This is a genomic window from Gordonia sp. (in: high G+C Gram-positive bacteria) (assembly GCF_047600385.1).
GTDB lineage: Bacteria > Actinomycetota > Actinomycetes > Mycobacteriales > Mycobacteriaceae > Gordonia.
This window is the reverse complement of record NZ_JASGKZ010000002.1, coordinates 14,760-26,785: the sequence shown is the minus strand read 5'-3', so window position 1 is coordinate 26,785 and position 12,026 is coordinate 14,760. Positions and strand designations below refer to the sequence as shown.

The following is a 12,026-nucleotide window of genomic DNA, read 5'->3' as shown; positions in this document are numbered from 1 at the left end:
GGAAGACTAGCGGGTGAGGGTGCCCGGTTCGTCGCCGACCGCGATCGGCGCGCGCACGGCGTTGCCCCACTCGGTCCACGAGCCGTCGTAGTTGCGCACGGCGACGAACCCGAGCAGGTACGTCAGCACGAACCAGGTGTGGCTGCTGCGCTCGCCGATCCGGCAGTAGGCGATGGTCGGCGTGGTCGGATCCAGATCGGCGTAGATCTCGTCGAGCTCGGCCCGGCCGCGGAAGCGGGCGTCGGGCGCGGCCGCCTTGGCCCACGGGATGGAGACGGCGGTGGGGATGTGCCCGCCGCGCAGAGCGCCCTCCTGGGGGTAGTCGGGCATGTGGGTGCGGGCGCCGGTGTACTCCTCCGGCGAACGGACGTCCACCAGCGGCTGCGTGCCGACGGCCGAACGGACCTGGTCGGCGAAGGCGCGGATCGCGGTGTCGTCGCGCTCGACCACCGGGTACTCGCTGCGCGGGTAGGCCGGGACGTCGAACGAGGTCTCGCGCTGCTCGTCCATCCAGGCGGTGCGGCCGCCGTCGAGGAGCCGGACGTCCTCGTGGCCGAAAAGGGTGAAGACCCACAGCGCGTAGGCCGCCCACCAGTTGTTCTTGTCGCCGTAGATCACGACGGTGTCGTCGCGCTCGATGCCCTTGCTCCGCATCAGTTCGGCGAAGGCCTCGCCGTCGATGTAATCGCGGGTCACCGGGTCGTTCAGGTGCAGATGCCAGTCGACCTTCTGCGCGGTCGGGATGTGGCCGATGTCGTAGAGGAGCACGTCCTCGTCGGACTCGATCACCTTCAGGCCCGGCGTCCCGAGGTGCGCGGACAGCCATTCGGTGCTGACCAGCCGCTCGGGGTGGGCGTAAGCGGCGAAAGCCGGATTCGGATCGACGTCGACTGCCACGGAAATGCTCCTGAATCGTCGTGCACGCCACCGGATGTGGCCTCACTCGGGTTCCCAGCATACGGCCGGAGGTCGCTCCGGGTGATACGACGCCGCCGGTGCCGGACTGCGATGGTTTCTCGCTATGAACGTGCAGCGTACCCGGGGTCCCCGACTCCCGCCTCGGGCTCTGCGGCATCGTGGCGTCGTCGGCGACCCCGCCCGAGGTCTCCGCACCGATCCCCGAGCCGGTCCGGGAACGACGTGAGCGGGCCGTGTGAAGGGTCTCGGTACGGGGCTCTCAGGGAGCGGTGGGGGCTCCGGTTCTCACCGCGGGCTCCACAGCGTCGTGACGTCCACGCCGACCCGGTCGAGCAGCTCGCGGGTGAGCGGCAGGCTGATCCCGATCACGCTCGACGGATCGCCGTCGATGCCGTCGAGCAGCCAGCCGCCGAGACCGTCGAGGGTGAACGCCCCGGCCACCTGCAGCGGTTCGCCGGTGGCGACGTAGCGGTCGATCACCGTGTCGGAGACGGCCGAGAACCGGATCACGGTGCCCATGGTGTCGACGGCGGTGTCGACCGCGGCGCCGCCGGACATCCGGGTGACGCAGTGCCCGGTGAGCAGATCGCCGCGGCGTCCGCGCATGGCGCGCCACCGGGCGCGGGCCACCTCGGGGGTCTTCGGTTTGCCCGCCAGCTCGCCGTCGAGCAGCAGCATCGAGTCGCAGGTCAGGATCACGCCGTCGGCGGCGACGGCGGCGATCTCGTCGTCGTCGGAGGTGAGCACCGCCGCGATGATCGCCTCGGCCTTCGCCTGCGCCAGGGTCGTCACGACGGTGGCCGGCGCGGCACCGGCGAGACCGGCGACCAGGGCGTCCTCGTCGAGGTCGGAGATCAGCACCAGCGGATCGATGCCCGCATCGCGCAGCACGCGGCGGCGGGCCGGGGAGGCCGAACCGAGCAGGACCCGGGTCCTGCCCGGTGCGAGGGCGCCGGCCACGTCAGCCGCGGTGGACGTAGCTGGTGGGCATGCCCCAGTCGGTGCGGTGCATGTCGGTCGCGGTGCCCCACAGATCGGTCGGCCCCGACTCCGGAGCGCCGCCGCCGGCCGAGGCGGCGGCGGTGAGCACGATCGTGAGGGCCGCGATCTCCTCGTCGGAGGGCGAGCCCTTGACGACGGTCAGGAACGGTGCGGACTGTTCGGTCACGGACTTCTCCTCGGGTTCGCCGGTGCCTCGCTCGTCTGCGCTCACAGCGGGATGTTCCCGTGCTTCTTCGGCGGCAGCTGCACGAACTTGCGTTCCAGCAGACGCAGCGCGTTGGCGATCTGGCCGCGGGTGTGGCTCGGCGGGATCACCGCGTCCACGTAGCCGCGTTCGGCCGCCACGTACGGGTTCACCAGGGTGTCCTCGTACTCCTGCTGGAGTTCCAGGGTCAGCGCGTCGACGTCCTCGCCGTTGGCGGCGGCCTCCTTGAGGCGGCTGCGGTAGACGAAGCCGACGGCGCCGGAGGCGCCCATCACGGCGATCTGCGCGGTCGGCCAGGCCAGGTTCACGTCGGCGCCCATGTGCTTGGAGCCCATGACGTCGTACGCGCCGCCGTACGCCTTGCGGGTGATGACGGTGATCTTGCCGACGGTGGCCTCGCCGTACGCGTACAGCAGTTTGGCGCCGCGGCGGATGATGCCGTTGTACTCCTGGTCGGTGCCCGGCAGGAAGCCCGGGACGTCGACGAAGGTCAGGATCGGGACGTTGAACGCGTCGCAGGTGCGGACGAAGCGGGCGGCCTTCTCCGAGGCGTCGATGTCCAGGCAGCCGGCGAACTGAGTCGGCTGGTTGGCGACGATGCCGACGCTGCGGCCGTCCACGCGGCCGAAGCCGACGATGATGTTCATCGCGCGCTCGGCCTGGACCTCGAGGAACTCGTCGTCGTCGAGGATCCGGCGGATCACCTCGTGCATGTCGTACGGCTGGTTCGGGGAGTCCGGGATCAGCGTGTCGAGCTCGAGGTCCTCGTCGGTGAGGTTGTCCTCGATGGCGCCGGGGTGCTCGGGGGCGCCCAGGCGCGGGGCCTCGGCGCGGCTGTTGCTCGGCAGGTAACCGAGCAGCTCCTTGACGTACTCCAGCGCGTCCTCCTCGTCGGCGGCGACGTAGTGCGCGACACCCGACTTGGTCATGTGGGTCTGGGCGCCGCCCAGATCCTCCATGGTGACGTCCTCGCCGGTGACGGTCTTGATCACGTCGGGGCCGGTGACGAACATCTGGCTGGTCTTGTCGACCATCACGGTGAAGTCGGTCAGCGCGGGGGAGTAGACGTGGCCGCCGGCCGCCGGACCCATGATCAGCGAGATCTGCGGGATCACGCCGGAGGCGCGGACGTTGCGGTGGAAGATCTCCGCGTACAGGCCGAGCGAGACCACGCCCTCCTGGATGCGGGCGCCCGCGCCCTCGTTGATGCCGATCAGCGGCCGGCCGGTCTTGACGGCCAGATCCATCACCTTGCAGATCTTCTCGCCGTAGACCTCGCCGAGGCTGCCGCCGAAGACGGTGGCGTCCTGGCTGAAGACGCAGACTTCGCGGCCGTCGACGGTGCCGTAACCCACCACGACGCCGTCGCCGAGCGGCCGCTTGGCGGCCAGACCGAAGTTGGTGCTCCGGTGCCGGGCCAGCGCGTCGAGTTCGGTGAACGAGCCCTCGTCGAGCAGGTGGGTGATGCGTTCACGGGCGGTCAGCTTGCCCTTGGCGTGGGTCCGCTCGACGGCGGCCTCGCCGACCGGATGCTCGGCTTCGGCGAGTCGGTTGCGCAGGTCGGCGAGCTTGCCTGCCGTCGTGTGGATGTCGGGTGCGGCGTCGTCGTCGCGGGCAGCGGTGGTCATGAACACTCATGCTAACGACGCCCGCCCAGGCTGCGTCAACCGACCAGAAGATGAGTGATCCCTCACGTTTTCCCGGTGCCCCCGCGCCGACCCCGGACACGTCCCCCGGCCGCTAGTCTCGGCGGTGTGAACGACGACATGCTGCCGGACCCCGACACGCTGACCGAGGCCCTCGCCGGGACCCGCTGGACGACGATCGAGGTGGTGCCCGAGACCGGTTCCACCAACGCCGATCTGATGGCGCGGACCCGGCCGCCCGCCGAACTCGACGGCACCGTGCGGATCGCCGGTCGGCAGACCTCCGGGCGAGGCAGGCACACGCGCGTGTGGCAGACCCCGCGCGGTCAGCTCGCGGTGTCCGCCGCGGTCGCGGTGGGTCCGGGCCGGGCGGAGTCGCTGGGATGGCTCTCGCTGCTCACCGGGCTCGCCGTGCGCCGGGCGATCGGCGAGACGACGGGCGCGGCCGTCGACCTCAAATGGCCCAACGACATCCTCGCGCCGGAGGACGGGCCCGGCGGGGGCCGGAAGACGTCCGGGATCCTGTCGGAGTTCCGGCCCGCGGGCGAGGGCGGTCTGGCGGTGATCGGCACCGGTCTCAACCTGGATCTGACGCAGGCCGATCCGCCGATCGAGACCGCCGCGTGTCTGCGCGGGATCACCGGCGTCGTCGTCGATCCGACGACGCTGACGGCGGCCTATCTGCGGGCGCTGTCGGATCTGCTCGCCTCGTGGCCGGACGGGATCGGCGGGCTGGCCGCCGAGTACCGGGCGGCCTCGGCCACGCTGGGCCGCGAGGTGCGTCTGATCCTGCCGGGCGACGACGAAGTGATCGGCACCGCGGTGGACGTCGACGATCAGGGGCGCATCGTCGTCGACGGCGATCGGGGCCGGGTCACCGCGTCGGCGGGCGACGTGACGCACCTGCGGCTGCGCTGAACCGCGCGGGCGCCGCGGCGGCGGCCGGTCAGGCGCTGCGCTTGCTGCGGTTGCCCATCGTGGGGATCAGCGAGAGGACGGGCAGACCGATCACCAGGTGCAGGACCGCGGTCGCCAGCCCGCGCCAGACGTCGCCGTCGGCCAGCAGCGGCACCACGAACGCCGCGACGATCAACAGGCCCACGATCCAGCGGTAGAAGCTGCTGGGGGTCGGGGTGATCATCTGCAGGACGTACCAGAGCGCGCCGCCGATCAGCGCCGCGAAGAAGCCGACGATGGCGAACCAGTACTCGCCGCCCTGCTCGAACGGATTCCAGAATGCCGAGCTTGCCGGTCGCGGTGACCTTGTTCGAGATCGAACTGATGATCCAGGCCACCAGCCAGGCGGCGAGGCCGGTCACCACGCCGGTCATCACCACGCCGCCGCCGAACATCATCGGGTCGACGTCCGGCGCGCGGCTCGGCGCGGGCGGCCGCGCCGGCGGCTGATGCTCGTAGGCGGGCCGACCGGGATCCTGATAGCCGCCGGTCTGGTAGCCGCCGGTCTGATAGTCGGGCTGCTGGTAGCGTCCGGTCTCGTACCCGCCGGTCTGGAAGTTCGGGTCCTGGCTGTACGCCCGCGTCGGCGGCGTCTGCCGTGGGTCCTGCTCTGGGTAGGTCATCGAAGCCCCTGGTCTCCTCGCGAACGTGCACTGTCGGCTCTCCAGTGTACGTAGCCCGAGGACCGGTCCGTACGTCGCGGACTACCCTTGTTCGCTATGGCATATCCGCGGGAGAACCTCGCGCCCGGCGAGACGGTGGTGGTGCATCGGCACCCGCACTGGAAGGGGTTGTTCGCGCCGATCCTGATGTTCTGGCTGATCTCGCTCCTCGCCGGTCTGGCGCTCGGTCTGCTGTGGACGGCGCAGGGTCCGGGTCCGGGTCGCACCTGGGGGACGGTGGCGCTCGGCGCGGTGTGGGGCGCCGGCGCGCTGTGGTGGCTGGTGCGCCCGATCGCGTCGTGGATCACGACGCATTTCGTGGTGACCGACCGCCGGGTGATCCACCGCAGCGGAATCCTCACCCGGTCGGGGATCGACATCCCGATCAGCCGGATCAACACCGTCGAGTTCTCGCACGGCCTGATCGACCGGATACTGCGGACCGGTTCGCTGGAGATCCAGTCGGCCTCCGAGGACCCGCTCACCTTCACCGCGATCCCGCGGGTCGAGAGCGTCCACGCCCTGCTGTACCGGCAGGTGCTCGACGACGAGGACGCCCGGCAGACGGGTGGATTCACCGCCGCGCGGCCGCGCGGCGTGCCGAGTGACGAGAGGGGACGACGATGACCGGGAGCCGCGCGGTGCTCCTCGCCGAGGACGATCCGGCGATCGCGGAGCCGCTGGCGCGCGCCCTGATCCGGGAGGGCAACGACTGCACCGTCGCCGCGACCGGTCCGGAGGCGCTGGAGGCGGCCCGGTCGGGGGCGTACGCCCTGGTGATCCTCGATCTGGGGCTGCCCGGCATGGACGGGCTGGAGGTGTGCCGCCGGATCCGGGCCGAACGTCCGCAGCTCGCGGTGCTGATGCTCACCGCGCGCACCGACGAGGTCGACTTCGTGGTGGGTCTGGACGCCGGCGCCGACGATTACGTGGGCAAACCCTTCCGGCTGGCCGAACTGCTCGCCCGGGTCCGCGCCCTGCTGCGCCGCAGCGCGGGCGGCGACGACGTGGTCCTCGACAGCGGCGACATCCAGCTCGACGCGCGGGCGCGCCGCGTCGTCGTCGACGGCGAGGAGCTCACCCTGGCCAACCGCGAGTTCGATCTGCTGCGCTGCCTGATGGAGACGCCGGGGCAGGTGCGGACCCGCGACGAGATCATGGACGAGGTGTGGGGATCGACGGATCTGCGCTCGTCCAAGACGCTCGACATGCACATCTCGTGGGTGCGCCGGAAACTCGGCGACGACCAGCCGGGCCGCCGCAAGCACATCGCGACGGTGCGCGGCGTCGGCTTCCGGTTCGACCCGTAGCCGCCGGTGCGCATCCGCCTGCTCAAGACCATGATCGCCACGCTGGCCGCGATGGCAATGCTGTTGGGCGTGCCGCTCACCGTGGGGGTGTGGTCGTGGATCTCGGCCACCGCGCACTCCGACCTGGCCGACCGGCTCAAGACGATGTCGGAGCACGTGCTGGCCGAGGAGGCCTCCGGCCGCCTGGCCGGACCGTCCGAACTCCGGCTCGAACGGTTCCACCTGCTGGTCCCGCCCCAGGGGAACCTGCGGCTGAGCGGCCCGGCGGGAAGTCAGGAGGTCGGCGCCCGGCCGTCGATGGAACCGATCTCGGAATCGGTCACGCTGGGTCCCGGTTACACGCTGACGCTGTCGATCCCGCGGAGCGAGATCCGGCCGACGCAGTGGCTGGCCGTGGGACTGCTGATCCTGGTGATCACCGGATCGGTCGGCGGCGGCGCACTGATCGCGGCGCTCACCGCGCGCAGGCTCACCGACCCCCTCACCCGGGTCGCCGGTCGCGCGGAGGCGATGGCGCGCGGCGACCTCTCGACCGCCTGGCCGGAGTACGGCATCGCCGAACTCGACCAGGTCTCGGCCGCGTTGGCCGACGCCAACGCCGAGATCGCCCGGCGCCTCGAACGCGAAGGCCAGATCATCGGCGACGTCTCCCACCAGCTGCGCAGCAGGCTCACCGCGATCAGTCTGCGCCTGGACGAGCTGACGCTGCACCCGGATCCCGCCGTCGTCGCCGAGGCGCAGGAGGGCGTCGCCCAGGTGGAGCGACTCGCCCGCGAACTGGACGAGCTGGTGTCGGCGTCCCGGGCGCAGGGCGGAGCCCGGACCGAACTGGACGTGCTCGCGCTGGTCGAGACCCTGATCGACGACTTCGCCGGGCCCTTCGCCTCGCAGGACCGCGCGGTGCGACTGACGGTCGGCGAACCGCCGCGCACGGTGCACGGCCGGCCCGGACGGTTGCGCGAGGCGCTGAGCACCCTGCTGGACAACTCGCTGCGGCACGGCGCCGGAACCACTCAGGTGCGGGTGGACGACCTCGGTTCAGCCGGGGCCGTGCGGATCACCGTCTCCGACGAGGGGCCCGGAGTGCCCGACGAGATCGCGCCGGACATCTTCCGGCGCGGCTTCTCCGGGGGCAGCGGAACGGGAGTGGGTCTCTCGTTGGCGCGGGCCCTGGTGGAGGCCGACGGCGGGCGGCTCTCGCTCGCGGCCCGGCGGCCCGCGGTGTTCAGCGTCGTCGTACCCGTGGATGCGCAGGGGGAGGACGACGCCCCCGCGGTCCGGGACCTGCGGCGGTAAGCGCCGCGGGCCGGGCGGCGCTCAGTCCTTCGCGTCGACCGGCGCGAGGTCCACTTCCTGTTCGACGATGGGGCGGCGGCGCACCGCGCGGAACGTCCAGAACTTGTTGACCACGAAGTTGACCGGCATGGTGAAGACGATCGCGATCAACTGTGACCAGTACTCGCGGGAGGCCAGACCGGCGTTCTCGTGGAACGGGGGATCGGGCAGGTAGATCGGCGAACTGGGGTTGGTCAACGCGATCTTGATGATCAGGCCGATCGCGGCGGCCACCGAGCCCACCATCAGGAACGGCCAGAACTCCTTCCACCAGGAGGCGTGCTGGGCGCTCTTGAACGTGAACGTCCGGTTGAGCTGGAAGTTGTACATGTTGGCGACCAGGAACGCGACGATCCACACCAGCGCCGTGAACCGGAGATTGAAGTCGGTCGCGGGAATGGACCAGATGATGTGCTGGGCGTTCGCGGTGCCGCCGTGCAGCTTGTTCATGATGACGGCGACCGCCATGTTCACCACGACACCGGACGCGCCGATCACGGCGAACCGGAGAAACTGATGCACCGTGCGCATCATTCGCTCGGGCGTGAAATCGGCCATCGTGTCCATTCTGGTCTTCACCGGGCCCGGGCTGGGGCGCGGCATTCGGGCGCACCGGCGATTCGGCACGCAAGATCCCAGTGTACGGCGCGGCCCGGAGGACACCGCATTCTTCGGCCGCGATGTGATCACCTCGACCCGGGATGACAGGATTGACCGCGTGAGTGCGAAGCCAGCCCAGCCCAGTTCCGGCCTGCCGACCGTCACCATGATCGGCGGTGGTCAGCTCGCCCGGATGACCCATCAAGCCGCGATCGCGCTCGGCCAGTGCCTGCGGGTGCTCGCCGGGTCGGAGTCCGAGCCCGCCGCCGCGGTGAGCGCCGACGTCGTGCTCGGTTCGCACGACGACCTCGACGACCTCCTGCGCGCCGCCGAGGGCGCGGTGGCCCTCACCTTCGACCACGAAGGGGTGCCGCTGGAACATCTGCGGGCGCTGGAGGAGCGCGGTGTCGCGGTGCGCCCGCCGTCGGCGGCGCTGCAGTTCGCCCAGGACAAGATGCGGATGCGGGTGCGGCTGGGCGAGCTGGGCCTGCCGATCCCGGACTTCGCCGACCTCTCCGGGGAACGCGCGGCGGCCCGGGACGCGCTGATCGCCTTCGGCGAGGCGCACGACTGGCAGGTGGTCCTCAAAGCGGTGACCGGCGGATACGACGGCCGCGGCGTCTGGCTGATCAGCGGTTCCGCCGAGGAGGCGCTCACCGTGTTCGACGCGCGGTACGACGACAGCGTCCTCATGGCGGAGCAGAAGGTCGCGATGAAGCGGGAGCTGTCCGCGCTCATCGCACGCTCGCCGCACGGCCAGGGCGCGGCGTGGCCGGTGGTGGAGACCGTCCAGCGCAAGGGACAGTGCGCCGTCGTGCTGGCGCCGGCCCCCGGCCTCGACGCCGAGACCGCGCAGCGCGCCCAGCAGATGGCGCTCGGCCTGGCCGACGAACTCGGCGTGGTCGGGAACATGGCGATGGAGCTGTTCGAGACGGTCGACGGCGAACTGCTCGTGAACGAGCTGGCGATGCGGCCGCACAACAGCGGGCACTGGACCATGGACGGTGCGGTGACCTCCCAGTTCGAGCAGCACCTGCGCGCGGTCCTGGACTATCCGCTCGGCGAGACCGCGGCCCGCTCGGACGCGGTGGTGATGGCGAACGTCCTGGGCGCCGAGACCGCGCCGGAGATGAGCGTCGACGAGCGCCTGCACCACCTGATGGCCCGGATGCCCGAGGCCAAGGTGCACCTGTACGGCAAATCCGAGCGCCCCGACCGCAAGGTGGGTCACGTGAACGTCGTCGGACGGCCCGGACAATCGTTCGACGACGTCCGGGAGCGCGCCGAACGCGCCGCGCACTGGATGAGCCACGGCGTGTGGACCGACGGCTGGGATCCGCACGCCGACTGATCGACCTGGACGGGATCGCCGGCCTCAGCGATCCGTCCGTTCCCGATGTACTCATCCGCTGTACGTTTCCGCTGATCGCACAAGGAGCCCGACATGACCGAGAACACCCCGCCCGCCCCCCGCGTCGGCCTGATCATGGGCAGCGACTCCGACTGGCCCGTGATGAGACTGGCCGCCGAGGCGCTCGCCGAATTCGGTGTGCCGTTCGAGGTGGGAGTGGTGTCCGCGCACCGCACCCCGCAGCGCATGATCGACTACGCGCGCGGCGCCGCCGAGCGCGGAGTGCAGGTGATCATCGCCGGGGCCGGCGGTGCGGCGCACCTGCCCGGCATGGTCGCCTCGGCCACCCCGCTGCCGGTGATCGGCGTCCCGGTCCCGCTCAAACACCTCGACGGCATGGACTCGCTGCTGTCGATCGTGCAGATGCCCGCGGGCGTCCCCGTCGCCACCGTGTCGATCGGCGGCGCCCGGAACGCCGGCCTGCTCGCCGTGCGCATCCTGGGCGCGAGCGAGCCCGCCCTCCGCGACAAGATGGAGGTCTTCCAGGCGAGCCTGGAGAAGATGGTGCTGGAGAAGGACGAGAAGCTGCGGCGGTCGTTGCTCGAAAACTGAGAACGCCCGCTCTTCTCGCTTCGTCTGGGCGCGCGGCGCGGACGGTTGCTTCTTCGGCAGTCCTCGTGGCCGTCCCGAGATCGAGCACCCGTCCCCGGAAAGGACTGCGGAGCGCTCAGAAGCAACCGTCCGCGCCGCGCTCTCGTCGTCGAGACGAGTACTCACGCTCCGGACGCCTGTTCCGGGGCGCGCTGTAGCGAGCCCCTTCGTTGGTCGAGATCTCGGCTCCGCTCGATCCGGGTCTCTGTCGAGACCGCTCCCGCCGAGGACCGGTCCGATCACCCGACGGCGACCGGTCCGACCAGCCGATGGCTGAGCCGGTCGCCGAACGCAGTGAGGAGGGCGTGTCGAAGCCTCACCGTCGCGTGGCCGGGGCCTGTCGATACTCGGGCTCGCCGGATCGCGGGCGGTTCAGCTCCGCGGGTCCAGGGCCGCGACCACCTCGGCGGCCGGGATCTCCCGAGCTCCGCGCCAGCCGGTGCCCGCCCACAGGTTGATCACCTCCGGATCGTCGGACGCGGCTTTGCGCAAGGGGCCGGTCAGAGCGTTGATCTGCGGATAGACCGGCGGTGCGGACGCGGTGTACGAGCGCACGTAGTCGTTGACCAGCGCGCGGGCCAGACGGCCCGAATAGGCGCGGGTGGTGACGGTCTCGGTGAACCGCGGATCGGCGAGCGCGGCCCGGTGCGCCGGGCGCGTCCCCGCCTCCGGGCAACGCAGGAACAGGGTCCCGACCTGGACGGCGACGGCGCCCGCATCGAGCAGAGACCGCACGTCGGCCGCGCTCCCGACCCCGCCTGCGGCGATCAGGGGCACGTCGAGCCTGCTCAACTGCGTGACGAGGTCGTGGGCGCCGATCTCGCGGTCGTCGTTCAGGATGTGGAAGGTGCCGCGGTGACCGCCGGCCTCGACGCCCTGAGCGCAGAGCGCGGCGGCTCCCGCGGCGACGGCGACATCGGCCTCGACGGGGCCGGTGACCGTCGCGACGGTGGCGATGCCGCGCTCGGCGAAGGCGGCGAACACCTGCGGCTCGGGCACCCCGAAGGTGAACGAGACCGCGGCGACGCCGGAGTCGAGGAGCACCTCGACCTTCTCGTCGAACCGGTCGTCGGTGTAGGGCACCGACTCGGGGAGGACCGCGCCGCGGCGTTCGGCGAGCGGAAGCAGCTCGGCCCGGAAGCGTTCGAAGGCCTCGGCGTCGAACGGGATCTCCTCCGGCACGAACAGGTTCACCCCGAACGGGGCGGCGGTGCGGGCGCGGACGGCGGCGATCTCGTCGCGCAGGGCCGTCGGCGAGAGATACGCCCCGGCCAGCATGCCGAAACCGCCGGCGGCGCTGATCGCCGCGGTGAGCGCGGGGGTGGACGGGCCGCCGGCCATCGGGGCGCCGACGATCGGGCGGGACAGGGTGCGGGGATCGAACATCGC

Annotated in this window: 12 protein-coding genes and 1 pseudogene; 6 read left to right on the top strand and 7 right to left on the bottom strand. The window is 71.2% G+C overall.

All coding sequences use genetic code 11. From position 1 onward, the window contains the following. Positions 1 to 6: 6 nt before the first annotated feature. The 4 genes from QM809_RS17705 to QM809_RS17690 form a co-directional block, all read right to left on the bottom strand. Positions 7 to 897 carry a sulfurtransferase gene (locus QM809_RS17705; protein ID WP_415047174.1) on the bottom strand — a complete coding sequence of 297 codons (891 nt, stop codon included), beginning with the start codon at positions 895 to 897 and terminating at the stop codon, positions 7 to 9. Between the two features lie 306 nt (positions 898 to 1,203). Then, positions 1,204 to 1,878: a Maf family protein gene (locus QM809_RS17700; protein ID WP_415047173.1), complete on the bottom strand. Its 675-nt coding sequence runs from the start codon at positions 1,876 to 1,878 to the stop codon at positions 1,204 to 1,206. A 1-nt stretch (position 1,879) separates the two neighbouring features. After that, positions 1,880 to 2,086 (bottom strand): acyl-CoA carboxylase subunit epsilon, encoded by a 207-nt coding sequence (locus QM809_RS17695; RefSeq protein ID WP_415047172.1) that lies wholly within the window; start codon positions 2,084 to 2,086, stop codon positions 1,880 to 1,882. Between the two features lie 41 nt (positions 2,087 to 2,127). Beyond that, positions 2,128 to 3,753: an acyl-CoA carboxylase subunit beta gene (locus tag QM809_RS17690; RefSeq protein ID WP_415047171.1), complete on the bottom strand. Its 1,626-nt coding sequence runs from the start codon at positions 3,751 to 3,753 to the stop codon at positions 2,128 to 2,130. 138 nt (positions 3,754 to 3,891) lie between these two features. On the opposite strand from QM809_RS17690, the gene QM809_RS17685 reads away from it, so the two are divergent. Continuing rightward, positions 3,892 to 4,689 carry a biotin--[acetyl-CoA-carboxylase] ligase gene (locus QM809_RS17685; RefSeq protein WP_415047450.1) on the top strand — a complete coding sequence of 266 codons (798 nt, stop codon included), beginning with the start codon at positions 3,892 to 3,894 and terminating at the stop codon, positions 4,687 to 4,689. 28 nt (positions 4,690 to 4,717) lie between these two features. On the opposite strand, the pseudogene QM809_RS17680 reads toward QM809_RS17685, so the two are convergent. Further along, positions 4,718 to 5,351, bottom strand: a pseudogene (locus tag QM809_RS17680) (DUF6069 family protein). Between the two features lie 96 nt (positions 5,352 to 5,447). On the opposite strand from QM809_RS17680, the gene QM809_RS17675 reads away from it, so the two are divergent. The 3 genes from QM809_RS17675 to QM809_RS17665 are packed head-to-tail and all read left to right on the top strand — an operon-like array spanning position 5,448 to position 7,996. Next, entirely contained in the window at positions 5,448 to 6,017 is a 570-nt protein-coding gene (locus QM809_RS17675) for a PH domain-containing protein (RefSeq protein ID WP_415047170.1), read from the top strand. Beyond that, complete coding sequence (locus QM809_RS17670; RefSeq protein WP_415047169.1) at positions 6,014 to 6,700, top strand: response regulator transcription factor; 687 nt, start codon at positions 6,014 to 6,016, stop codon at positions 6,698 to 6,700. The genes QM809_RS17675 and QM809_RS17670 overlap by 4 nt, the downstream gene beginning before the upstream one ends. Before the next feature lie 6 nt (positions 6,701 to 6,706). Further along, on the top strand, positions 6,707 to 7,996 hold the full coding sequence (locus QM809_RS17665) for an ATP-binding protein (protein WP_415047168.1): 1,290 nt from the start codon (positions 6,707 to 6,709) through the stop codon (positions 7,994 to 7,996). 21 nt (positions 7,997 to 8,017) lie between these two features. Here the strand turns inward: QM809_RS17665 and QM809_RS17660 are convergent, their stop codons facing one another. After that, complete coding sequence (locus tag QM809_RS17660; RefSeq protein WP_415047167.1) at positions 8,018 to 8,593, bottom strand: GtrA family protein; 576 nt, start codon at positions 8,591 to 8,593, stop codon at positions 8,018 to 8,020. A gap of 160 nt (positions 8,594 to 8,753) precedes the next feature. Between QM809_RS17660 and QM809_RS17655 the strand changes: the two genes are divergently transcribed. Together QM809_RS17655 and purE are read left to right on the top strand one after the other, a co-directional pair. Then, complete coding sequence (locus QM809_RS17655; RefSeq protein ID WP_415047166.1) at positions 8,754 to 9,986, top strand: 5-(carboxyamino)imidazole ribonucleotide synthase; 1,233 nt, start codon at positions 8,754 to 8,756, stop codon at positions 9,984 to 9,986. Between the two features lie 93 nt (positions 9,987 to 10,079). Beyond that, complete coding sequence (gene purE, locus QM809_RS17650) at positions 10,080 to 10,598, top strand: 5-(carboxyamino)imidazole ribonucleotide mutase (protein ID WP_415047165.1); 519 nt, start codon at positions 10,080 to 10,082, stop codon at positions 10,596 to 10,598. Positions 10,599 to 11,009: 411 nt separating this feature from the next. On the opposite strand, the gene QM809_RS17645 is transcribed toward purE, so the two are convergent. Further along, positions 11,010 to 12,023 carry an NAD(P)H-dependent flavin oxidoreductase gene (locus QM809_RS17645; RefSeq protein WP_415047164.1) on the bottom strand — a complete coding sequence of 338 codons (1,014 nt, stop codon included), beginning with the start codon at positions 12,021 to 12,023 and terminating at the stop codon, positions 11,010 to 11,012. Between the last annotated feature and the right edge of the window lie 3 nt (positions 12,024 to 12,026).

Excerpts from the sequence above, each read along its gene's own strand:
- QM809_RS17690 (WP_415047171.1), bottom strand. The coding sequence starts at position 3,753 with ATGACCACCGCTGCCCGCGACGACGACGCCGCACCCGACATCCACACG.
- QM809_RS17670 (WP_415047169.1), top strand. The coding sequence starts at position 6,014 with ATGACCGGGAGCCGCGCGGTGCTCCTCGCCGAGGACGATCCGGCGATC.
- purE (WP_415047165.1), top strand. The coding sequence starts at position 10,080 with ATGACCGAGAACACCCCGCCCGCCCCCCGCGTCGGCCTGATCATGGGC.
- QM809_RS17675 (WP_415047170.1), top strand. The coding sequence starts at position 5,448 with ATGGCATATCCGCGGGAGAACCTCGCGCCCGGCGAGACGGTGGTGGTG.
- QM809_RS17685 (WP_415047450.1), top strand. The coding sequence starts at position 3,892 with ATGCTGCCGGACCCCGACACGCTGACCGAGGCCCTCGCCGGGACCCGC.
- QM809_RS17660 (WP_415047167.1), bottom strand. The coding sequence starts at position 8,593 with ATGGCCGATTTCACGCCCGAGCGAATGATGCGCACGGTGCATCAGTTT.
- QM809_RS17645 (WP_415047164.1), bottom strand. The coding sequence starts at position 12,023 with ATGTTCGATCCCCGCACCCTGTCCCGCCCGATCGTCGGCGCCCCGATG.